Below are 21,374 nucleotides of genomic sequence, written 5' to 3'. Positions count from 1 at the left end.
GCTGACCGCATGTCGCCGCCGCCGTCGCTGCCACCGCAGCTCTGGCGGGGCCGGAGTGCCGGAGGCCGGATGGCGCTCATCCTCGGGCTGGTGGTCGGCATCCCCGTCGCTCTGGCGCTCGGGATCGTACTGCTGGGCGTCGGCGTCGTCGGCGGTGCGCTGGCCCTGCTGGCGTGGCTGATCGGGATCGCCGCCGCCTGGGTGTGGTTCGCCGTGCAGCGCAGGCAGCGCATCCCGTACCCGTTCGGGTCGCCGCCGCCGACCACGCGACGTGCGCGGCGGATCGCCCTCAGCGGGCTGTACCTGTCCCTCGTGCCGCGAACGGTCGGCGGCGCCGCCCGGGTCGCCGGGTGGCTGCTCGGGCCGCTGGCCCTGCTCGTCTCGGTCGTGGGGCTGTTCATCCCCCGGTGGCGGGCTCGGCCGTACGTCGCCGTGTTCACGCTTCCGAGCATCCTGCTCAAAGTCGTGAATCTGGGCAGGCGGCGGGGGCTGCTGCGCGATGGAGGCGACACCGCACGGGTGGCGTACGACGACTTCCTGGCGCACGCCTTCCCGCTGATCCGCGACGTGCTCGACTGGTGGAACGACCCGGATGCGGGCGACGACTACGTGCCGACGCCCGGGCTGGTGGATGTTCCCGCCGGCCTCCTCGGGCTCCCGCTCGGTCCCTCCCCCGACCCGCTCGGACAGCCGGGGATCGCCGCGGGGGCGATGCGGCGACGCACGATCCGGTCGCTGCGGGACGTGCTGCTCAGCCAGCGCGAGATCGACGACCTGTGCGATCCGGACCTCGACGATCGCGCCGACGTCGGGCTGGTGCGGATCGTCGAGCTGTCGTCGGCCGGCGGGCTGCCGTGGGCCGGCGGGCTGTCGTCGGCCGGCGGGCGACGGTGGATGGTGCAGTTCGCCAGCACGAAGTCGTGGCACCCGCGCGCGGGTGCGGCGCCGAACGACATCACGGCAGACCTCCTCATCGGCGCGGGCCGTCTGCCGTCGTTCACGGCGGGTGCGCTCGACGCGATGCGGGAGGCGGGGATCAGTGCCGGCGAACCCGTGCTGGTGACGGGGTTCAGCCTGGGCGGGATGGTCGCGGCACAGGTGGCGACGGCCGCCGTGGCGTCCGGGATGGACGTGACGCACCTGGTCGTCGCAGGGACGCCGCTCGGACGGATCGCGGTGCCCGAGACGGTGAGCGTGCTCGCGCTGGAGCACGTGCTCGACCCAGTACCGCGGGTGGAGGGGCGGGAGAACCCGCTGCGGGCGTCGGGGCGGGACCGGTTTCTGACGGTGAAGGCCCGGCCGCCGCTGTCGCACGGCTTCCGCATCGGCGCGCTGCACCAGTCGACGGCTTACGCGGACACCGCCGCGGCCGTCGAGGCCGACCCGCCGGATCCGCGCGTCGCCGCGCTGCTCGACGAGCTGGCGCCGTTCTTCGGGGCGGAGCAGCGCATCCACGACCGGGCCATGATGCGGGCGGGCGGGCTGCCGCCGCGCCCCTCGGTGCCGCTGTACCTGCACAGCACGGTCGAGGAGGGGATCACGCGCGGGACGCTGCGGCAGACGGTTCGCCGGCTCCCCGGCGTGATCGCCGTGGACGTCTACCAGTCGCGGAGCGGGTTCGCGACGACGATCGTGTGGAACGCGGACCTGCTGGTGCGAACGCTCGACCCGTGGCTGATCGTGGCCGGGCGCACCGCGGTGTACCGGGGACTGCTCTCGCTGCTGACGCGCCGGAAGGCGGTCGGCATCCACTTGCGGCTGAAGGCGCGAGCGACGCCCGGAATCACGTGGGAGGCGACGGTGCAGCGGCTGTCGGACGGCCGCTGGCGCGAGTCGATCGACATCACGATCGATGACCGCGCCGACCCGGCGAAGGTCGCGCGGTTGTTCCCGCAGGGCACGGCCCCGGTCGTGGTGATCCACGCGCCTGACGCCTTCGCCCCCGTACTCGACGTCGCCCGCCAGCGCTGACAGGTGCGGCTAGCGCTTGCGCTTCTCGCGCACGCGCATGTTCAGGACGATGGGCGTTCCGTCGAAGCCGTAGACCTCGCGCAAGCGGCGGATGATGTACCGCCGGTAGCCGGGGTCGAGGAAGCCCGTGGTGAAGACCACGAATGTCGGCGGACGGCTCGACGCCTGCGTGCCGAACAGGATGCGCGGCTGCTTCCCTCCCCGGACCGGGTGCGGGTGGGCCGCCGTGAGCTCGGCGAGGAAGGCGTTGAATTTGCCTGTCGGGATGCGGGTGTCCCACGACTCGAGCGCGAGCTCCAGCGCGGGCACCAGCTTCTCGAGGTGACGCCCGGTGCGCGCGGAGATGTTGACCCGCGGAGCCCAGGAGACGTGCGCCAGGTCCTGTTCGATCTCGCGCTCGAGGTAGCGGCGGCGCTCGTCATCCAGCAGGTCCCACTTGTTGAAGGCGAGGACCAGGGCGCGGCCCGATTCGAGCACGAGGTCGATGATCCGGACGTCCTGCTCGCTGATCGGCTCGCTCACATCGAGCACGACGACCGCGACCTCGGCCTTCTCGAGAGCCGTGGAGGTGCGGAGCGAGGCGTAGAAGTCGGCGCCCTGCTGCAGGTGCACGCGACGGCGGATGCCTGCGGTGTCGACGAAGCGCCACACCTTGCCGCCGAGTTCGACCTGCTCGTCGACCGGGTCGCGGGTGGTGCCGGCGAGGTCGTTGACGACCACGCGCTCCTCCCCTGCCGTCTTGTTGAGGAGCGACGACTTGCCGACGTTCGGGCGCCCGATGATGGCGACGCGGCGCGGCCCGCCGACCTCGCGCTTGGCGAAGGCGGACTCCTCCGGCAGGACCTTCAGGAGCGTGTCCAACAGGTCGGCCACGCCGCGGCCGTGCAGGGCGGACACAGGATGCGGCTCGCCGAGACCCAGCGACCAGAGCTCGGTCGCATACGGCTCCTGACGGGCGTCATCCACTTTGTTCGCGGCGAGGAAGACCGGCTTGTCGGTCTTCCGGAGCAGGCGGACGACACGCTCGTCGGTGGAGGTTGCGCCGACGGTCGCATCCACGACGAAGAGCACGGCGTCGGCGAGGTCGATCGCGACCTCGGCCTGAGCCGCGACGGAGGCGTCGATGCCACGGGCGTCGGGCTCCCACCCGCCGGTGTCCACCAGAGTGAAGCGGCGGCCGTTCCACTCCGCCTGGTACGAGACGCGGTCGCGCGTGACACCCGGAGTGTCCTCCACGACAGCCTCGCGGCGGCCGAGGATGCGGTTCACGAGCGCCGACTTTCCGACGTTCGGGCGGCCGACGATCGCCAGCACCGGAAGGGCAGGGAGGTACGTGATGCCGTCGACGTCTTCGCCGGCGACGTCGAGGATGTCGAGGTCGCTCTCGTCGAGTTCGTACTCCTCGAGTCCGCTCCGGAGCGCGTTCGCACGCTGGACGGCGAGATCTTCGTCGAGCTCCGACAGCCGGGTGACGAGGTCGTCGTCGCCCGTGGGCTCGTTTTCGATGTCAGACATGGGCTGCTTTCTGTACGACCTGGATGACCGCGTCGACGGTCTGGTCGAAGTCGAGATCGGTGGAGTCGACGGTGGTCACACCGTCTGCGGCGTTCATGAAGTCGACGACGCGGGCATCTGCCGCGTCGCGTCTCCGCAGGGCCTCACCCACATGGGCGGCGGAATGGTCGGCCAGCTCAGCGGAACGCCTCGCCATTCTAACGGCTTCGTCGGCTGTGAGAAGGATGCGCACGGGCGCATCCGGGCACACGACCGTCGTGATGTCGCGGCCCTCGACCACGATCCCGTCGCGGTCGACGGTGCGGATGATGTGGCGGAACAGCTCCGTCAGGAACACCCGCACCTCCGCGACGCGCGCGATCGCGCTCACCGCGGCCGTCACCTCCGGAGTGCGGATGACCTCGGTCACATCGTGGTCGCCGACGAAGACGTGGTAGGTCTCGGGGTCGGTGCCGATGCGGTAGTCGAAGTCGGGCAGCGCATCGATCACGGCGGCGGAGTCCGTCAAGTCGACGCCGCGCTCGAGCGCGTACCAGCTGAGCGCGCGGTACGCGGCCCCCGTGTCGAGGTACGCCCAGCCGAGGCGGCGGGCGGTCGCCTTGCTGACACTCGACTTGCCGCTCCCGGCCGGTCCGTCGACGGCGACGACGATGGTCTCGCTCATCCGGTGATCCTCCATCCACGTTCGGTCAGGTCGTCCACGGTGCGGTGGAGCACCTCCGGGAGCACGGCGATGTCGGCCAGGCCGAACGGCGCGCCCGGTGAGTGCTCGAGGCGGAGATCCTCCATGTTGACGCCGAGCTCGCCGAGCTCGTGCAGCAGGCGGGCGAGCTCGCCGGGCCGGTCTTCGACCATCACCACGAACCTCGAATATTTCCGGTCCTGGCCGTGCTTGCCCGGCAGCCGGGAGACGCCCGCGTTGCCTCCGGCGATCTCCTCCGCGATCGTGCGACGGGCACCGGACGCATCCACATCGCCGAGCGCCACCAGCACCCGGTCGAGGTCCTCGCGGTAGGCACGCAGGATCTCGACGATCGCGGGAGCGTTTGCGCCGAGGATCTGCACCCACAGCTCGGGCTCGCTCGCGGCGATCCGCGTCACATCCCGAACACCCTGTCCCGCCAGGGCGAGGGCGGCCTCCGGCGAGTCGGTCAGACGCTTCGCCATGAGGGAGGACACGATCTGCGGAGCGTGCGAGACGAGCGCGACGGCGGCGTCGTGCCGGGTCGCATCCATCTCGACGGGCGTCGCGCCGAGGTCGAGGATCAGGGCTTCTACGAGGCTGACGGCCTCGCGCGGGTTCTCGGGGCGAGCGGCGACGACCCACGGCCGCCCGATGAACAGGTCGGCCCGGGCGGACGAGGGGCCGCCCCGCTCACGCCCGGCGAGTGGATGCCCGCCGACGTAGCGGCTCAGGTCGATCCCGGCCTCCTGCAGTTCGGAGAGAGGCGCGACCTTCACGCTCGCCACATCGGTCACCACGGCCTCGGGATGCGCCGCCAGCTCTTCGGCCACGACCCGGCCGGTGAGATCCGGCGGGACCGCCACGACGATCAGCGCCGGTTCCACTCCCCCGTCGTCGAGCCGCCCCGCGCCATAGTCCGCCGCCAGCCGCAGGTGTGCGGGCGAGGCGTCGGCGAGCAGCACGTCGACACCGCGGGCACGCAGCCCGAGTCCGACGGACGCGCCGAGCAGCCCTGTGCCGACGACGCGGACAGGGCCAAGGAGGCGGGCGGAAATTTCAGTCACCCGTCCACCTTAGCCAGCGGCGCGCGGCCGTCTCTCCGCCGCCGTCCGCCTGTGCAGAACGGCCGAGCTGTGGAGAACCGTCACTCCTTCGTCCGGCTCTCCCGGGAGATGGTGAGCAGCTGGCCGAGCTCCGCCTTGGTCAGGTCGCGCAGCTGCCCCGATCTCAGCGTCCCGAGATGCAGTGGACCGAACTGCCGGCGCACCAGCTCGATCACCGGATGCCCCACCTCGGCGAGCATCCGTCGCACGATCCGATTGCGACCGGAGTGCAGGGTCACCTCGACCAGGGAGTCGTCCCCGCGGGACTGCAGCAGCTTCGCCTTGTCCGCGGCGATGGGGCCGTCATCCAGCTCGACCCCCTTGGTCAGCCGACCGATCGTCTGCGGCGTGACCACGCCACGCACGCGCGCGATGTACGTCTTCGTCACTCCGAACGATGGATGCGCGAGCACGTGGGCGAGCTCGCCGTCGTTGGTGAGGATGAGCAGGCCCGAGGTCTCCGCATCCAGCCGGCCGACATTGAACAGACGCTCGGGGTAGTCGGCCGTGAAGCGGGACAGGTCGGGACGGCCCTGCTCGTCGCGCATCGAACTCACCACGCCCACCGGCTTGTTGAGCATCACGTACCGCCGGGAGGTGTCCAGTTGAACGGCCGTGCCATCGACGGCGACCTGGTCGGTCAGCGGGTCCACCCGCGTGCCCGGTTCGGTCACAACCGTGCCGTTGACCGAGACGCGCCCGGCGGCGATGAGGTCCTCGGACACCCGGCGGGAGGCCACACCGGCGGCCGCCATCACCTTCTGCAGGCGCTCGCCCTGCCGTTCGGCGTCAGCGGACATCGCCATCGAATCCATCGGCGCCGTCCGCCAGGAGCGGCGAGATCTTCGGCAGCTCGTCGACCGAGTTGATGCCGAGCTGGCTGAGCAGCAGGTCGGTGGTGCCGTAGTTGATGGCGCCCGTCTCGCTGTCGGTGAACAGCTCGGTGATGAGGCCGCGACCGAGCAGCGTCCGCACCACAGAGTCCACATTCACGGCGCGGATGGAGGCGATGGCTCCGCGGCTGATCGGCTGCTTGTACGCGATCACGGCGAGGGTCTCCAGGGCCGCCTGCGACAGCTTGGTGGGATTCTGCTGCAGCACGTAGTCCGCGACGACGTGGTCGAACTCCTCGCGGACGTAGATCCGCCAGCCGCCGCCCACCTCGCGCAGCTCGAAGCCGCGGCGCACGCCGCCGCCCTCGCCATCACCCACGCCGTCGAAGTCGGCGACCAGTGTGGCGATCGCCGCGCGGACGCGCTTCACCGGCGCCCCGACCGCCGTCGCGAGCGTGACGACGCTCATCGGCTCGTCGGCCACCATGAGGATCGCCTCCAGCGCGCGCTCGATCTGCGCGTCGTCCACCGGCGCCGGCACCTCCGAGGTGTCGGTCACCTCCGAACTGTCGGTCACCTCCAAGGCGCCCGACACCTCCAACGCATCCGTGGCCTCGGCCGTGTTCTCAACCGTCATAGTCGGCTCCCAGATTCGACAGGTTCTCTTCTGACCAGTGCTCGGCCGTCCAGCGGAGCGTCAACTCCCCCAGCGGCTCCAGCTGCTCGAAAGCGAGCGCCGCGCGCCGGTACAACTCCAGCACCGCAAGGAACCGCGCCACGACGACGCCCTTCTGCTCGGCGCCGACCACCAGCTGGCGGAAGCTCATCGGCTCGCCGTGCCGCAGCATCCCGACCACGATCGCCGCCTGCTCCCGGATACTGACGAGCGGCGCGTGCAGGTGGTCGAGCCCGACCACGGGGATCTCGCGCGGCGTCATCGCCAGCGTCGCGAGAGCCGCGAAGTCGTCGAGGCTCAGCGTCCAGACGAGCTCCGGGGTGCGCTGCCGGAACTTGTCCTCCAGCCGCACCAGGCGCGCGTGCCGGGCGCCCTCGGCCTCGAGCCGCTCCGCGAACCAGCCGGACGCCTCCTTGAACGCTCGGTACTGCAGCAGCCGCGCGAACAGGAGGTCGCGGGCCTCGAGCAGCGCGACGTCCTCCGCATCCACGAGCTCGCCCTGCGGCAGCAGCCCTGCGACCTTGAGGTCGAGCAGCGTCGCCGCGACCAGCAGGAACTCGCTCGCCTCGTCAAGGCTCTCGTCGGTGTCGAGCTGACGCAGGTACGCGATGAACTCGTCTGTCACCCGACTCAGGGAGATCTCCGTGATGTCGAGCTCGTGCTTGGTGATCAGCGACAGGAGCAGGTCGAACGGGCCCTCGAAGTCGCCCAGCGAGACGCGGAAGCCGACGGACTCCTCGGCACCGGCGACACCCTCCGGCTTCGCCGTGTCAGGCGACGGCGCCACGGAACACCAGTTCCCGCGCCAGCTGACGGTACGCCTCCGCCGCCTGGTGCTCCGGCGCGAACTGCGTGATCGGGGTGGCCGCGACGGACGCATCCGGGAACTTCACGGTCCGCGAGATGACGGTCTCGAGCACCCGGTCGCCGAAGGCGTCGACGACGCGCTCCAGCACCTCGCGGGAGTGCAGCGTGCGCGAGTCGTACATGGTGGCGAGGATGCCATCCAACTCGATCGCCGGATTCAACCGCTCGCGCACCTTGTCGATCGTCTCGATCAGCAGCGCGACGCCGCGGAGGGCGAAGTACTCGCACTCGAGCGGGATCAGGACGCCGTGGCTGGCGGTCAGCGCGTTCACGGTCAGGATGCCGAGCGACGGCTGGCAGTCGATGAGGATGACATCGTAATCGGCGGCGACCTTGCGGAGAACGCCCGCGAGGATCTGCTCGCGCGCGACCTCGTTCACCAGGTGCACTTCGGCGGCCGACAGGTCGATGTTCGCGGGGATGATGTCGAGCCCGGGCGTCGAGGTGGACTGGATCGCGCCCTGCACATCCGCGTTGCGGTTGAGCAGCAGGTCGTAGATCGTCGTCGCGTCGTGCGTCTGCGCGCCGAGGCCCGCGGACAGCGCGCCCTGCGGGTCGAAGTCGACGGCCAGCACGCGGCGGCCGTACTCGGCCAGCGTGGCACCGAGGTTGATGCTGGTGGTCGTCTTGCCGACGCCGCCCTTCTGGTTGCAGAGGGCGATGATCTTGGCCGGACCATGCTGCTTCAGCGGCTGAGGAGCGGGAAAGGTGCGTGCCGGGCGGCCGGTGGGACCGGGCTTCGGGGCGACGGATGCGGCATCCATGCCCGGGAGCTGGGTCTCGACCTCGTCGTTGCGCGTCACCTGGGTGTTCCTCGTCCCTCTCGTGGGCGGTCTTTCAAGGGGACAGTCTATCCGCGCCGTGCCCCGCATGCGGGGTGCGGGCACGGCGGTTCGGTACGCTGGCCGCGTGCAGCCGATGCCGTCCGCCCTTGAGACCCCCCGCCTGCGTCTGCGCCCGCGCGACGGACGCGACGCCGAATGGAACCTCGCGCTGCTCGCCGAGCATCCCCTCGGCCGTCAGCCCGGGTCGGTCGACGAGGAGCGAGAGCGACTGGATGCGCAGCGCCGCCGGTTCGATGAGGTGGGCTTCGGGCTCTACACGATCGAGCTGGCGGAGACCGGGGAGCCGGTCGGCTACTGCGGCCTCATCGTCGGCCGGGCGAGCGCGGCCCAGCCGGAGCTGGCGTACGAGCTCCTCCGGGCCCAGGTCGGTAGCGGGTACGCCACCGAGGCCGCGTCGGTCGTGATGGATGCGGCGTTCGACGCCGGCTTCCCCGTGATCTGGGCGACCGTCGCGACCTGGAACGCGCCGTCGTTCGGCGTGCTGCGCAAGCTCGGCTTCGCCGCCACACGACGCGCCAGCGGCGACGGTCGCTCCGTCTACGTCTGGCTGCGCCGCCGGGCTCCGCGCCGCCGCCACGCCGCCCCTCCCGCGTGACCGCTGCCGTTTGTCACGTTCGCCGCTGCGCGAGCACCGGCGAACGCAACGAACGGTAGCGGTCGCTCGCCGAACCGGCGGGCGGCTCAGCGGGCGGTCAGCGAGCGCGTGGGTGCGCCGACGTGTACACGTCACGCAGGGTGTCCGCCGTGACGAGCGTGTAGATCTGCGTCGTCGCCACGGAGGAGTGTCCCAGCAGCTCCTGCACGACCCGTACATCCGCCCCGCCGGCGAGAAGGTGCGTCGCGAACGAGTGACGGAGGGTGTGCGGCGAGATCTCCAGGCCGAGCTCCGCCCGCTCCGCTGCCGCTCGGATGATCAGCCACACGTTCTGGCGCGAGAGCCGGGCTCCGCGCATCCCGAGGAAGAGTGCGGGCGTCGCCCGGCCCTTCGCGGACAGCACGGGCCGTGCCCGCACCAGGTACGCCGAGACGGCCTCCTGCGCGAAGCTCCCGAGCGGCACCATGCGCTGCTTGCTGCCCTTGCCGGTCAGCCGCACCACGTCGGTGTCGATCACATCGTCGACGTTCAGGCCGACGGCCTCGCTGACGCGTGCGCCCGTGGCGTACATCAACTCCAGGAGGGCCTTGTCACGCAGTGCCGAGACCTCGTCGCCGTCGGTGGCGGCCAGCAGGGCGGCCACCTGGTCGACGGTGATCGCCTTCGGAAGGCGGCTGGGCAGCTTCGGCGGGCGGAGGTCGCGTGCCGCATCCACCTCGACGCGGCCTTCCTCGAGCAGGAACCGGTGGAATCCACGCACGGTCGACAGCATCCGCGCCAGAGAGGATGCGGTGAGCGCCGACTCCTCTCGCGTCCCGAGGTGCACGGCGAAGGCCGACAGCGTCGCGGGTGTCACGGAGCTGACGTCCGTGACCCCCTGCTCGTCGAGCCAGGCGCCGTACACGCCAAGGTCTCGGCGGTACGCCGCGACCGTGTTCGCCGAGAGTCCGCGCTCGATGGCGACGTGTCTGAGGAACACGTCGACATCGGCCGCGACGGTCATCTCGAAAGCTTGGGGTGGCTCGGCCAGGGCTCGTTCGCTGCGCCGAGCGTGCTCCAGCCACCCTCGCGGGCGGTGCGTGCGGCCAGCAGCGCGATGATCAGCGGGGCATTGTGGACGCGGCGCTCGAGCACCGCCTCCACGGCCTCGTCGAGCGGCCCCCAGCGCACCTCGATGTCAGCCTCTTCCGCCTCCCGCGCGAACTCGGAACCGGTGGAGCGCACACCCCGGGCCAGGTAGATGCGGATCGACTCGTCGTTGCCGCCGGGGCTGGTGAACACGTCGGCGAGGACGTTCCACTGGTCCGCCTCGAGGTCCGCCTCCTCCCCCAGCTCGCGCTTCGCGGCATCGAGCGGACTCTCGCCGCCCATGTCGAGGAGGCCCGCCGGAATCTCCCAGTCGCGGTGGCGCACCGGGTGACGGTACTGACGGATCAGCAGGACGCGACCGTCGTCATCCAACGCAAGGATGCCGACGGCGCCGGTGTGGTCGACGTACTCCCGCGTGATCTCCTCGCCGTTGTAGCGGAAGACGTCGCGGCGGACGTTCCAGATCTTGCCCTCGAACGCGGTCTCCGACGACACGATCTCCGGACGGAACGGCTGGTCGTTCAGGCCGGCCGCTGTCTGGTCGTCGACAGTCTGGTCGACGGTCTGGTCGGTGGTCTCCTCGGCGGTCTCCTCGGCGGTCATCAGGCCTCGGCGACCATCTCGGCGTCGGCTTCGGCGACCTCGAACAGAAGGCTGGCCTTCTGGCGATCGAGCGCAGCGCCGACCAGCCCGGCGAACAGCGGGTGCGCACGGTTCGGCCGCGACCGCAGCTCGGGATGCGCCTGCGTGCCCACGTAGAACGGGTGCACGTCGCGCGGCAGCTCGACGTACTCGACCAGGTGGCCGTCCGGCGACGTGCCGGAGAACCACAGGCCCGCGTCGGCGATCTGCTCGCGGTAGTTGTTGTTCACCTCGTAGCGGTGGCGGTGACGCTCGGATGCCTCGCTCGCGCCGTACAGGTCGGCGACCAGCGAGCCCTCAGCGAGGTTCGCCGGGTAGAGGCCAAGACGCATGGTGCCGCCCAGGTCACCCCCTGCGATGATGTCGACCTGCTCGGCCATCGTCGCGATCACCGGGAACTCGGTCTCCGGGTCGAACTCCGACGACGACGCACCCAGCAGACCGGCCTCGTGCCGGGCGTACTCGATGACCATGCACTGCAGGCCGAGGCACAAGCCGAGGGCCGGGATGCCGTTCTCGCGGGCGAAGCGCAGCGCGCCCACCTTGCCCTCGATGCCGCGCACGCCGAAACCGCCCGGCACGCAGATCGCGTCGACGTCGCTCAACTGCGCGGCCGCGCCCTCCGGTGTCTGGCACTCGTCGGAGGCGATCCACTTCAGCTTCACCTTGGTGCGGTGGGCGAAGCCACCCGCGCGGAGGGCCTCGGTGACCGAGAGGTACGCATCCGGCAGGTCGATGTACTTGCCGACCAGGCCGATCGTGACCTCGTGCTTGGGGTCGTGCACCGACTCCAGCAGCCGGGCCCAGCCGTTCCAGTCGACGTCGTCCGCCTTGTCGAGCCCCAGCTGGTCGATGATGTACGCGTCCAGACCCTGGTCGTGCAGCATCGTCGGGATGTCGTAGATCGAGGGCACATCGACCGCGTTGACGACGGCAGCCTCATCCACGTCGCACATCAGGGCGATTTTGCGCTTGTTGCTGTCGGAGACCGGGCGGTCGCTGCGGAGCACCAGGGCATCCGGCTGGATACCGATCGAGCGCAGCGCTGCGACCGAGTGCTGCGTCGGCTTGGTCTTCTGCTCGCCGGAGGCGTTCATGAACGGCACGAGCGAGACGTGCACGAAGAAGCAGTTCTTGCGGCCCAGCTCGTGGCGCACCTGGCGGGCCGACTCGATGAACGGCTGCGACTCGATGTCGCCGACGGTTCCGCCGATCTCGGTGATGATGACGTCGGGGGCGGGCTCGCCGTCCGGACCCGGCTGCGCCTGCAGCCGCATCCGGCGCTTGATCTCGTCGGTGATGTGCGGGATGACCTGGACCGTGTCGCCGAGGTACTCGCCGCGGCGCTCCTTCGCGATGACGTTGGAGTAGATCTGGCCGGTGGTGACGTTGGCCGACTGGCCGAGGTTGATGTCGAGGAAGCGCTCGTAGTGGCCAATGTCGAGATCGGTCTCGGCGCCGTCGTCGGTGACGAAGACCTCACCGTGCTGGAACGGGTTCATGGTGCCCGGATCCACGTTGAGATAAGGGTCGAGCTTCTGCATGACCACGCGGAGACCGCGGGCCGTCAGAAGGTTGCCGAGGGAGGCCGCCGTGAGGCCCTTCCCCAACGAAGAAACGACACCACCAGTCACGAAAATGTGTTTGGTAATGCCGTTTGCTGTGTTTTTGCCGCTTGAAGGGCCCGCGTCTGAATAATCCACCACGGGCTTACAGCCTATCACCGGTCGACGGGCACTCGGACGCGACGAGCCCGGCGATACGTTCGGGATGCGCTCACCGGCGAGCCGCGGACGCCATGTCCACGAGCTCCCGGGCGTGCGCGAGGCCGCTCTCGGAGTCGGGCAGGCCGGAGAGCAGGCGCGCCATCTCGGCGATGCGCTCGTCGCCGTCGAGACGGCGGACACTGGATGCGGTGACCGCGCCGTCGCTGCCCTTCACGACCGTGAGGTGGTTGTTGGCGAAGGCGGCGACCTGGGCCAGGTGGGTGACGACGATGACCTGCGCCGACTCGGCGAGGCGGGCGAGGCGCCGGCCGATCTCGATGGCGGAGGCTCCGCCGACACCGGCGTCGACCTCGTCGAAAATGAACGTCGGAACCGGATCGGTGCCGGCGATGACGACCTCGATCGCCAGCATCACGCGCGAGAGCTCACCGCCGGAGGCGCCCTTCCCGAGCGGGCGCGGTTCGGCGCCGGGATGCGGCTGCAGCAGGAAGGCGACCTGGTCGCGGCCGGTGGCCGAGTACGTCTGCAGGTCGCCGTCGTCGCGCTGGGTCACCTCGACGACGACGCGCGCATCCGGCATGGCGAGGGCAGACAGCTCGTCGGTGACGGCTTCGGAGAGACGTGCGGCAGCGGCCGCGCGTTCGGCGCTCAGTCCCGCAGCCAGGTCTTGGACGAGCGCCGCGTCGGACTCGACCTCGCGCGACAGCTCGCCGATCCGGTCGGCGTCGCCATCGAGTTCGAGAAGCCGGAGGCTGCCCGTCTCGAGGGTCCGGATGACATCGTCGAGGGTGGGGCCGTACTTCCGGAGGAGGATCGCGAGCTCGGAGCGGCGCTCCTGCACGACCTCGAGTTCATGCGCGCCGTCGGCGTCGAGCGCGTCCAGATACGTGGACAGTTGCGCCGCGATGTCCGAGATCAGGTAGTTGGCCTCGGCGACCGACTCGGCCATCGGCCGCAGGGCGCTGTCGTGGGGCGCGACGCGCTCCAGCTGCCGGCGCGCGTTGTCCAGCAGACCCAGCGCATCCACACTCTCGGACACCTCGGCGCTCAGGAGCTCGCGGGCCGCACCGGCGGCGAGGCGCAGGTCTTCGAGGTTGGTGAGGCGCTCTGCCCGCTCGGCCAGTTCGTCATCCTCTCCGGGCTGCGGTGCGACGGACTCGATCTCGGCCATCGCTACCCGCAGGTCGTCGGCTTCGCGGGCGCGGCGGTCCTGGTCGGCGATGAGCTCGTCGAGCTCGGCCCGGTTGTCGCGCCAGCGGTGGAACACCTGCTCGTAGGTGCTCAGCGCCTCTGCGAACGCGGGGCCGGCGAACCGGTCGAGCGCTGCGCGCTGGGCGATGGCCGACTTGAGCCGCAGCTGATCGGACTGCCCGTGGACGACGACGAGCTGCTCACCGAGTTCGGTCAGGACCGCGACCGGCGCGCTCCGGCCTCCGACAACCACCCGCGACCGCCCTTCGGCCGAGACGGAACGGCTCAGAACGAGCTCGGCCTCCGCCGCGTCGATGGGGTCGACGTCGCCTCCCGCGTCGCGCACGCGCTCGACGACCTCACCGGATGACGGCACGCGCCAGCGACCCTCGACCCACGCCTGCGGGCTGCCGAGCCGGACGGCGCCGGTGTCGGCGCGCTCACCGAGCAGCAGCCCGAGGGCCGAGACGACCATGGTCTTGCCCGCGCCCGTCTCCCCGGTGATCGCGGTGAACCCGGCGCCGAGCGGGAGCGAGGCGTCGGCGATGACGCCCAGGTCTTTGATCGAGATCTCCTCGATGCCGCCGCGCGCGTCAGTCACGCCCCACCGGCCCTCTCCACCCGGTCACGGGCAGATCGAACTTGTGCACCAGCCGATCGGTGAAGGGCCCGGGGTGCAGCCGCGCCAGGCGCACCGGGATGGGCGAGCGCCGGACGACGACACGCGCACCCGGGGGAAGGTCGAAGGGCCGGCGGCCGTCGCACCAGAGGATGCCGGCGCCGCCCGCGCGATCGAGGAGCTCGACGGCGAGCGAGGAATCCGCATCCACCACCAACGGCCGGGAGAACAGCGCGTGCGCGCTCAGCGGCACCAGGAGAAGCGCGGCTACGCCTGGCCAGACCACCGGGCCGCCAGCAGAGAAGGAGTACGCCGTCGAGCCGGTCGGCGTCGACATCACCACGCCGTCGCAGCCGAAACTCGACATCGGCCGGCCGTCGACCTCGATGACGACCTCGAGCATCCGCTCGCGACTCGCCTTCTCGACCGTCGCCTCGTTGAGCGCCCAGCTCTCGTAGACGACCTCGCGCCCGACCTTCACCCGCGCCGAGAGCGTCATGCGCTCCTCGACCTCGTAGTCTTTCGCGAGCCCGCGTGCGACCGCCGTCTCGAGGTCGTCGCGCTCGCTCTCGGCCAGGAAGCCGACGTGCCCGAGGTTCACCCCGAGCAGTGGAGCGGAGCAGCCCCGCACGAGTTCAGCCGCACGCAGGATGGTGCCGTCACCGCCCAGGACGATCACGAGCTCCAACTCGCTGGCCGCTACGTCGTCGTCGAGCACCGCCACCGCGTCGAGCGAAGGATCGGCCTCCAGCAGGTCTCTGCGCTCGTCGGCACTCAGCACCGGGACGACGCCCGCGTCGAGCAGCTGCCGGGATACCCGGACACCCGCTTCGAGGGACTCCTGACGACCGGTGTGCGCGACGACGAGGATGTACCGCGTCGCTGCACCCATCAGTGTCACGTTCCCTCCTGTCGAAAGCCGTTCTCCCATTCTGTCGGTTTTCGCGCGCCGGGCGAGGCCACGGGCAGAGGTTTGTGGAGAACGTTCACTCAGCGCGAACTGTGGGCGTCCACAGTGAGCCGCTCCCACTATCCGATGATGTCCGGATTACAGCCTCATTCGTATTGTATTTCTGTTCCTCTGCTAACGTGCTAGTTGTCTTCTTCGTCAGTTTTAGTGGAGTACCGCGTGAGCACAAAAGTCAAGGTCGATACGGCGCAGCTGCGGGTGAGCGCGCGCTCGCTGCATGAGGCGAATGGTGGGCGTAAGGCCTCTTCTGCTGTGCCGGGGAGTCTGGGGGATGCCCGCGCGGTGGCGGTGTTTGAGCAGTTCGACGCGTATTGGCGTTCGGGACTGTCGAACCTTTCCTCCGGTGTTGACTCGTTGAGCACGGCGCTGGGTTCGGCCGCGGACGTGTATGAGCAGCGCGACGCGAAAAGCGCTGAAAGCTTCACGGCGGGTGCACCGCATGCGTTCTAACTCGACGGATTGGTCCCCGGTCGGACTGGATGAGGATCCGACACCGGGAGACATGCAAGCGATCGATGGGCGGACCAAGGACTTCCAGTCGATGGCCGAGTGGCTTTGGCACCGGGCGGACAAGCTCAACGACGTGCTGGAGCAGGTCGGGGAACCGCACTGGTCCGGGTACGCGGCGACCATGTTCGCGGAACGCCTGCAGACGGTGAGCACAGGCTGCCGGGAGACATCGAAACGGTTCAACGAAGCCCGTGACGCCTCCAACGCCTGGTGCTCGGTGATATGGGCGCAACAGGGTGTGGCTGATGCGGCCCTGCGGGCGGCAGAAGACGCCCTGGAGGACATCGCCACCGCCGAAGCCACCATCAGCTCCCTGAGCGTCGAGCAGGCCGCCTTGCACGCGGCACTGACGCTGCTGGAGAAAACGTACAAGCAGTACGCCACCACCGCCCCACCGGCCGGTACCCACGTCCCCACCGGTTCAGAACTGGCCGCGGCACGCCGCCACGCCGATGACGCGAACATTGAGCTCAGCAGCGCGCAACGGCTGCTGGAGGACGCGCAGGACCGGTTGGCGCAGGCAAAACGCGACGCCGCCACCGCCGCCGAGCAGTACCACAACGAAGAGGGCGTGTTCAGAAACGCCCTGGAAGCCACCCTGTACGGGGCCATGCCCGCCATCGCGCCGACACAACTGACCGACTTCGTCACCACCGTCACCAGCTTCGCGAAGATCGACGCACCCGCGATGACCGGGGCGGCGCTGGCGAACATGCTGACCACACTCACCCCCGGCGAGTTGGCGCTGCTCCTGGCCCGCGACCCCGCCCTGGCCCAGAAGTTCTGCGACAGCCCACCCCCGTCCGAGAAAACGGCGGCGTGGTGGAAGAAGCTCAGCCCCGAGCTTCGCGAACAATGGTGCAAAGCCGCGCCGGAGATCATCGGCAACCTCCCCGGCCTCGACGCCGACACCCGCATCCACGCCAACGCCAACCAACTCCAACGCGACCTCAACGACCCCACCATCAGCCCCGACTCCGTCAAGGGCAAAACCCTCACCGACCTCCTCGCCGCCCTCGGCATCAAGAAGATCCCCGGCGGAACTCCAGCCGACTACGAAGCACTCGCCAAAGCACAGAAACCAGCACGCGGGCTGCTCTCCTACAACCTCCGCCACACCCCGCCCCTCGCGGCTGTCGCCATTGGAGACACCCGTGCGGAAGCATCCGGGAAGGTCACCTGGATGGTCCCCGGCATGGACAGCGGACTCGGCGAACCCGGGCGCCTCAAAGGCTGGACCGACGCCGGTATCAACATGTACAACGAACAGAAAGACATGGACGGTTCGCCGCACATGGTCGTTGCTTGGATCGGATATGACCCGCCCGGACTCGATTCCGTCCTCCAGGGCGATAAAGCGAAAGCGGGCGGTAGTCGACTGTCGGCCGAACTGGACGGGCAGTGGGCAGCATCTAGCATCCTCGGCGGTAACCCGCACCCCTACACCGCGGTCGCCGCGCACTCCTACGGCACCACCGTAGCCAGCAACGCCCTCCGTGATCTGACCCACAACGTCCAATCAGTGGTGTTCGTCGCCTCCGCCGGGGTCGAAGGCGGCTTCAGCGCTCTCACCGACCTCCGCGTCGACGGCGGCGCACAACACGTGTATGCCACCCAGTCCTCACGCGATCAAATCGCCGACCTAGGCCGCGCCGGGTCCGGACGGGTCGACCCACGCGACTACCGATACGGTGCCCGCGTGTTCTCCTCCGAAGGAGACCCCTCCCAGCACCTTCAACCCACCGACGGTCACGACACCCTCGGAAACGGCACCGACAACGGCGGCTTGTTCGAGATTCCTCACGCCACCGCTGGCCACGGCTACTTCAACAACGACACTGAAGCCCTCCACAACACCGCTGCGGCAACTCTCGGCGTCGATGGCAAAATCAACGGTCGCGCCACCAGCACCCTGCACGACTAGAAGCTCCCACACCGACGAGCCGCCTCACTGTAAGGCAGACAATGAAACTCCCGCGCAGTATCCGTGCCGCCCTCACCATCGCAATCACCCTCACCCTGACCGCGTGCATCTATCCAGGAGGACCCGTGACACAACCCGGCATCAACCCACCACTCGACGGCCTCTCCACCAAAACCAAAACCCAGCTCCTCGACGACGTCGTGCAACAGGTCAACGATGTCGCACAACTTGCCGGCGGTGAATTCCTCGACGACCATGAGCTCCCCTTCGACTCCGCCAACCTCGAACAGAGGGCAACATGGTCGTGGACTTCGTGTGACAACGAGGCCACCACCGGTCAATACTTCATCTCTGTGCGGCAATTGGCGGACCCCTCGACCGAGTTCGATCCAGAGTCCGTCACCGAGAAGGTCCGCACCTATTGGGAAGGCCTCGGCTACACCATCCGCCAAATCGGACCCCCCGAACAGGACACCACCCGAGGCCGCTCCATCAACGTCGACCTCCCCCACAGCGCCGGCCTTCACTTCGCCGCCAGCACACAAATCCTTGGGATCGGCGCGCACAGCGAATGCGTGAAATGGGAATGACGGGATCGCGCCCGTCGTGTCGCGCCCGATTGCGGGCTCAGTCGACCGCGTCGAGGCGTTTCCCTGCACAGTAGCGGCGACGAAACTCGCCGCAGCACCCGCGCTACCACCGTCGTCGCCACACTCAGCTTGCCCGGCTGCAAGCCAACTTCCTCCGCGAGGCAGCTCACGCGCGCCGTTTGAGCGCCTACCGAACGATCCCGCAGGCAAGAACGCCCGGCGTGGATTCGACGCCCTGGCCAGGTCATGTAATCAGAGGCGCCCGTCGTGCACGCTGCGCCGTGGGAGGAGCACGTGATGAACATTCCGCGATGGGCGTTAGGCGCAGCCGCCGCCGTCGCCGCCAGGTCGCCGTTCTGCAACCGTGCCCCTTGTCGGCACCGGCTTGACAGGGGCATTTTCGACCGGCGAGCGCACGCGATGGAACCGGAGACATCGCCATGGTCGCCAGCGGATTTAGCACGCTGATGTGTGGCCCCTCGCGCGTTCCTCGCTCGCCGTCGGATGGCGGCCTCAATGCCGGGCCGTCGGCTATGGGGCGGACTGCATGAATTCCCGCCGATACACCCAGTCGGACACGACCGGTGGTTGCATTCCCGGGTGGGCCGCTGACCGCAGATCACGCCCTCGCGACGCCTCCCGGGAGTAGGCACGCGAGTCCGGCCCCCGTTTCGAGTCGCTAGCTCCGCGGAAGCATCACTCAGCGCGAAAGCAGGACGACGTCATCCCGCAGGCCGGACGGGTCTGGTGCGCCCCTCCGGAACCAGGCCAGGAACTCCTTGTTGCCGTGGCCGCCGGCGATCGGCGACGCGATCACGCCCGCCGTCCCGAGCCCAGCGTCGAAGGCGGCCCACAGGACGTCGGACACGGCGTCGGCGCGCAGTCCCGCATCCCGGACGACCCCCTCCCGGATGCCCTGCCTCCCCACCTCGAACTGCGGTTTCACCAGCAGCACGAAGTCGGCCGTGCTCGTCGCGGTCGCCACCAGCGCGGGGATGACCTGCGTGAGCGAGATGAAGGACAGGTCGGCGACCACCAGGTCCGGCCGCACCTCGTCGCCCGTGAGGGCGGCGAGAGCGTCGGCCGTGAGGGAGCGCACGTTCACGCCCTCGAACGACTGCAGGCGCTCCTCCCCCGCGATCACCGGTGACAGCTGGCCGTGCCCGACATCCACCGCGATGACCCGCGCCGCGCCGCGCTCCAGCAGGACCTGACTGAATCCGCCCGTGGAGGCGCCGGCGTCGAGCGCGATCCGGCCGGAGGGGTCGATGGAGAACGCGTCGAGCGCTGCGATCAACTTGTGCGCACCGCGACTGACGTACTGGTCGGCGCCTGCGACCCGGACCTCCTGGCTGTCGCCGACCTTTGCCGACGCGCGCACCACCGGGCGGCCGTCGACCGTCACCAGGCCCTCCGCGATCAGCGTCGCAGCGTGCGAGCGCGACCGCGCGAGGCCGAGCTCGGCGAGTGCGACGTCGAGGCGGCGGTCAGCCCCGGCCATGCTCGTCGTCGCCCTCCAGCGTCCGGCGGAGCTGCTCGTGGAGCTGCGCGTACGCGTCGGCGCGGGCGGTCAGCGGCTGCTCCTCGATCACGTCGAGCCGGGCGACGAGAGCCTCCTCGGCCCCGGCATCCTGCTGTTCATCGGACATGGCTCAACCGTACGTCAGCTCGTCAGGCGACGAACACACCAGCGAGGGTCTTCTTGCCGCGTCGCAACACGACCATGTCTCCGGGGAGCACGGAAGAGCCGATCGGCTGCTCCGCATCCTCCACCTTCACGTTGTTGACGTAGACGCCGCCCTGCGCGACCGCACGCCGCGCCTCGCCGAGGCTGGAGGTCAGCCCGGTGTCGATGAGCGCCTGCGCCACGGTGGTCGACGGCTCGGTCGTAGTCGTGTTCGGGAGCTCGCGGAGGGCCGCCTCGAGGGTGACCGAGTCGAGGTCGGCCAGGTCTCCCTGACCAAAGAGGGCCTGGGATGCGGCGATGGCCGCCTCCGTCGCCGCGACGCCGTGGACGAGCGAGGTGACCTCGAACGCCAGGCGTCGCTGCGCCTCGCGCCGGAACGGCTCGTCGGCGACCTTCTGCGCCAGCTCGTCGATCTCGGCGCGCGACAGGAAGGTGAACACCTTGAGCCGGTCGATCACATCCGCGTCGTCAGTGTTCAGCCAGAACTGGTACATCGCGTAGGGCGAGGTGAGCGCCGGGTCGAGCCAGACGGCGTTGCCCTCGCTCTTGCCGAACTTGGTGCCGTCGCTGTTGGTGATCAGCGGCGTGCCGATGGCGTGCACGTGGGCGCCCTCGACCTTGCGGATGAGCTCCGTGCCGCTGGTGAGGTTGCCCCACTGGTCGCTTCCGCCTGTCTGGAGGACGCAGCCGTACTGGCGGAAGAGCTCGAGGTAGTCCATCCCCTGCAGGATCTGGTAGCTGAACTCGGTGTACGAGATCCCCTCGTCGGAGTTGAGGCGCGCGGCGACCGCATCCTTCTTCAGCATGGTGCCGACGCGGAAGTGCTTGCCGATCTCGCGCAGGAAGTCGATCGCCGACATCGGCGCCGTCCAGTCGAGGTTGTTGACCAGGCGCACGGCGTTCTCACCCTCGTCGGAGAGGAACCGGGTGACCTGCGCCTGCAGGTAGCCCACCCACTCGGCGACGGTCTCCTTAGGTGTAAGCGTGCGCTCGGCGGACGGCCGCGGGTCGCCGATGAGGCCGGTGGAGCCACCGACGAGGCCCAGGGGCCGGTGACCGGCGAGCTGCAGACGGCGCATCGTGAGCAGCTGCACGAGGTTGCCGAGGTGGAGGCTGGCCGCGGTCGGGTCGAAACCGCAGTAGTAGGTGATGGGCCCGCCGGTCAGGAGTTCTTTGAGGGCGGCTTCATCGGTCGAGACGTGGATGAGGCCGCGCCACTTCAGTTCGTCCCAGACGTCGTCGAAGGAGGCGTCGTTGGTCTGGGCGGCGAGGCTGAGCGCGCGGTCGCTCGCCTGGTCACGGGTGAGGGCGGTTTCGGACACCCGTTCAGGCTAC

The 21,374-nt window shown here is 69.5% G+C and carries 20 protein-coding genes; 5 read left to right on the top strand and 15 right to left on the bottom strand.

The window, feature by feature from the left end; genetic code table 11:
* Positions 1-9: 9 nt before the first annotated feature.
* Positions 10-1,971: a hypothetical protein gene (locus tag AB7E03_RS18795; RefSeq protein WP_489942815.1), complete on the top strand. Its 1,962-nt coding sequence runs from the start codon at positions 10-12 to the stop codon at positions 1,969-1,971.
* Between the two features lie 9 nt (positions 1,972-1,980).
* On the opposite strand, the gene der is transcribed toward AB7E03_RS18795, so the two are convergent.
* The 7 genes from der to AB7E03_RS18760 form a co-directional block, all read right to left on the bottom strand.
* Entirely contained in the window at positions 1,981-3,486 is a 1,506-nt protein-coding gene (gene der, locus AB7E03_RS18790; protein ID WP_489942814.1) for a ribosome biogenesis GTPase Der, read from the bottom strand.
* Positions 3,479-4,150 carry a (d)CMP kinase gene (gene cmk / locus AB7E03_RS18785; RefSeq protein ID WP_489942813.1) on the bottom strand — a complete coding sequence of 224 codons (672 nt, stop codon included), beginning with the start codon at positions 4,148-4,150 and terminating at the stop codon, positions 3,479-3,481. Before cmk ends, der begins: the two co-directional genes overlap by 8 nt.
* Positions 4,147-5,235 (bottom strand): prephenate dehydrogenase, encoded by a 1,089-nt coding sequence (locus tag AB7E03_RS18780; RefSeq protein ID WP_489942812.1) that lies wholly within the window; start codon positions 5,233-5,235, stop codon positions 4,147-4,149. The genes cmk and AB7E03_RS18780 overlap by 4 nt, the downstream gene beginning before the upstream one ends.
* 80 nt (positions 5,236-5,315) lie before the next feature.
* Positions 5,316-6,080, bottom strand: a complete 765-nt coding sequence (locus AB7E03_RS18775; protein WP_489942811.1) for a pseudouridine synthase — start codon at positions 6,078-6,080, stop codon at positions 5,316-5,318.
* On the bottom strand, positions 6,064-6,744 hold the full coding sequence (gene scpB / locus AB7E03_RS18770; RefSeq protein WP_489942810.1) for an SMC-Scp complex subunit ScpB: 681 nt from the start codon (positions 6,742-6,744) through the stop codon (positions 6,064-6,066). The genes AB7E03_RS18775 and scpB overlap by 17 nt, the downstream gene beginning before the upstream one ends.
* Positions 6,734-7,570: a segregation and condensation protein A gene (locus AB7E03_RS18765; RefSeq protein ID WP_489942809.1), complete on the bottom strand. Its 837-nt coding sequence runs from the start codon at positions 7,568-7,570 to the stop codon at positions 6,734-6,736. The genes scpB and AB7E03_RS18765 overlap by 11 nt, the downstream gene beginning before the upstream one ends.
* Positions 7,554-8,414 carry a ParA family protein gene (locus AB7E03_RS18760; protein ID WP_489942939.1) on the bottom strand — a complete coding sequence of 287 codons (861 nt, stop codon included), beginning with the start codon at positions 8,412-8,414 and terminating at the stop codon, positions 7,554-7,556. The genes AB7E03_RS18765 and AB7E03_RS18760 overlap by 17 nt, the downstream gene beginning before the upstream one ends.
* A gap of 154 nt (positions 8,415-8,568) precedes the next feature.
* Here AB7E03_RS18760 and AB7E03_RS18755 point away from each other — a divergent pair, with 154 nt between their 5' ends.
* Positions 8,569-9,090 carry a GNAT family N-acetyltransferase gene (locus AB7E03_RS18755; protein ID WP_489942938.1) on the top strand — a complete coding sequence of 174 codons (522 nt, stop codon included), beginning with the start codon at positions 8,569-8,571 and terminating at the stop codon, positions 9,088-9,090.
* 97 nt (positions 9,091-9,187) lie between these two features.
* Here the strand turns inward: AB7E03_RS18755 and xerD are convergent, their stop codons facing one another.
* The 5 genes from xerD to AB7E03_RS18730 all read right to left on the bottom strand — a co-directional run bounded on the left by xerD (position 9,188) and on the right by AB7E03_RS18730 (position 15,250).
* The gene (xerD, locus tag AB7E03_RS18750; RefSeq protein WP_489942808.1) at positions 9,188-10,093 is read right to left on the bottom strand and encodes a site-specific tyrosine recombinase XerD; all 906 of its coding nucleotides are present in this window, start codon (positions 10,091-10,093) and stop codon (positions 9,188-9,190) included.
* Positions 10,090-10,782 (bottom strand): NUDIX domain-containing protein, encoded by a 693-nt coding sequence (locus tag AB7E03_RS18745; RefSeq protein WP_489942807.1) that lies wholly within the window; start codon positions 10,780-10,782, stop codon positions 10,090-10,092. Before AB7E03_RS18745 ends, xerD begins: the two co-directional genes overlap by 4 nt.
* A complete protein-coding gene (gene pyrG, locus AB7E03_RS18740) occupies positions 10,782-12,524 on the bottom strand; it encodes a CTP synthase (RefSeq protein ID WP_441784024.1) in 1,743 nt (580 codons plus the stop codon). The genes AB7E03_RS18745 and pyrG overlap by 1 nt, the downstream gene beginning before the upstream one ends.
* 73 nt (positions 12,525-12,597) lie before the next feature.
* Entirely contained in the window at positions 12,598-14,340 is a 1,743-nt protein-coding gene (recN, locus tag AB7E03_RS18735; protein WP_489942806.1) for a DNA repair protein RecN, read from the bottom strand.
* Positions 14,333-15,250 carry an NAD kinase gene (locus tag AB7E03_RS18730; RefSeq protein WP_489942937.1) on the bottom strand — a complete coding sequence of 306 codons (918 nt, stop codon included), beginning with the start codon at positions 15,248-15,250 and terminating at the stop codon, positions 14,333-14,335. The genes recN and AB7E03_RS18730 overlap by 8 nt, the downstream gene beginning before the upstream one ends.
* A gap of 237 nt (positions 15,251-15,487) precedes the next feature.
* Between AB7E03_RS18730 and AB7E03_RS18725 the strand changes: the two genes are divergently transcribed.
* Genes AB7E03_RS18725 through AB7E03_RS18715 form a run of 3 tightly spaced genes read left to right on the top strand, consistent with a single transcriptional unit; the run spans position 15,488 to position 18,352 of the window.
* Positions 15,488-15,778, top strand: a complete 291-nt coding sequence (locus AB7E03_RS18725; protein ID WP_489942805.1) for a hypothetical protein — start codon at positions 15,488-15,490, stop codon at positions 15,776-15,778.
* A 52-nt stretch (positions 15,779-15,830) separates the two neighbouring features.
* Positions 15,831-17,762 (top strand): alpha/beta hydrolase, encoded by a 1,932-nt coding sequence (locus AB7E03_RS18720; protein WP_489942804.1) that lies wholly within the window; start codon positions 15,831-15,833, stop codon positions 17,760-17,762.
* Positions 17,763-17,803: 41 nt separating this feature from the next.
* Entirely contained in the window at positions 17,804-18,352 is a 549-nt protein-coding gene (locus tag AB7E03_RS18715; RefSeq protein ID WP_489942803.1) for a hypothetical protein, read from the top strand.
* Positions 18,353-19,052: 700 nt separating this feature from the next.
* Here the strand turns inward: AB7E03_RS18715 and AB7E03_RS18710 are convergent.
* The 3 genes from AB7E03_RS18710 to tyrS are packed head-to-tail and all read right to left on the bottom strand — an operon-like array spanning position 19,053 to position 21,361.
* Entirely contained in the window at positions 19,053-19,853 is an 801-nt protein-coding gene (locus AB7E03_RS18710) for a TlyA family RNA methyltransferase (RefSeq protein WP_489942802.1), read from the bottom strand.
* The gene (locus AB7E03_RS18705) at positions 19,840-20,001 is read right to left on the bottom strand and encodes a hypothetical protein (protein WP_489942801.1); all 162 of its coding nucleotides are present in this window, start codon (positions 19,999-20,001) and stop codon (positions 19,840-19,842) included. The genes AB7E03_RS18710 and AB7E03_RS18705 overlap by 14 nt, the downstream gene beginning before the upstream one ends.
* A gap of 22 nt (positions 20,002-20,023) precedes the next feature.
* On the bottom strand, positions 20,024-21,361 hold the full coding sequence (gene tyrS, locus AB7E03_RS18700) for a tyrosine--tRNA ligase (RefSeq protein ID WP_489942800.1): 1,338 nt from the start codon (positions 21,359-21,361) through the stop codon (positions 20,024-20,026).
* Positions 21,362-21,374: the final 13 nt, after the last annotated feature.

It is taken from the genome of Leifsonia sp. RCC_180 (assembly GCF_058138205.1).
The sequence above is the reverse complement of the archived record's forward strand: the minus strand, read 5'-3'. Positions and strand labels throughout refer to the sequence as shown.

What these genes read in the sequence shown, in the direction of transcription:
- AB7E03_RS18720 (WP_489942804.1), top strand. Translation starts at nt 15,831, where the DNA reads ATGCAAGCGATCGATGGGCGGACCAAGGACTTCCAGTCGATGGCCGAG.
- AB7E03_RS18730 (WP_489942937.1), bottom strand. Translation starts at nt 15,250, where the DNA reads ATGGGTGCAGCGACGCGGTACATCCTCGTCGTCGCGCACACCGGTCGT.
- AB7E03_RS18795 (WP_489942815.1), top strand. Translation starts at nt 10, where the DNA reads ATGTCGCCGCCGCCGTCGCTGCCACCGCAGCTCTGGCGGGGCCGGAGT.
- xerD (WP_489942808.1), bottom strand. Translation starts at nt 10,093, where the DNA reads ATGACCGTCGCGGCCGATGTCGACGTGTTCCTCAGACACGTCGCCATC.
- cmk (WP_489942813.1), bottom strand. Translation starts at nt 4,150, where the DNA reads ATGAGCGAGACCATCGTCGTCGCCGTCGACGGACCGGCCGGGAGCGGC.
- AB7E03_RS18760 (WP_489942939.1), bottom strand. Translation starts at nt 8,414, where the DNA reads ATGGATGCCGCATCCGTCGCCCCGAAGCCCGGTCCCACCGGCCGCCCG.
- AB7E03_RS18755 (WP_489942938.1), top strand. Translation starts at nt 8,569, where the DNA reads ATGCCGTCCGCCCTTGAGACCCCCCGCCTGCGTCTGCGCCCGCGCGAC.
- der (WP_489942814.1), bottom strand. Translation starts at nt 3,486, where the DNA reads ATGTCTGACATCGAAAACGAGCCCACGGGCGACGACGACCTCGTCACC.
- scpB (WP_489942810.1), bottom strand. Translation starts at nt 6,744, where the DNA reads ATGACGGTTGAGAACACGGCCGAGGCCACGGATGCGTTGGAGGTGTCG.
- AB7E03_RS18705 (WP_489942801.1), bottom strand. Translation starts at nt 20,001, where the DNA reads ATGTCCGATGAACAGCAGGATGCCGGGGCCGAGGAGGCTCTCGTCGCC.
- AB7E03_RS18775 (WP_489942811.1), bottom strand. Translation starts at nt 6,080, where the DNA reads ATGGCGATGTCCGCTGACGCCGAACGGCAGGGCGAGCGCCTGCAGAAG.
- AB7E03_RS18710 (WP_489942802.1), bottom strand. Translation starts at nt 19,853, where the DNA reads ATGGCCGGGGCTGACCGCCGCCTCGACGTCGCACTCGCCGAGCTCGGC.
- AB7E03_RS18745 (WP_489942807.1), bottom strand. Translation starts at nt 10,782, where the DNA reads ATGACCGCCGAGGAGACCGCCGAGGAGACCACCGACCAGACCGTCGAC.
- AB7E03_RS18715 (WP_489942803.1), top strand. Translation starts at nt 17,804, where the DNA reads ATGAAACTCCCGCGCAGTATCCGTGCCGCCCTCACCATCGCAATCACC.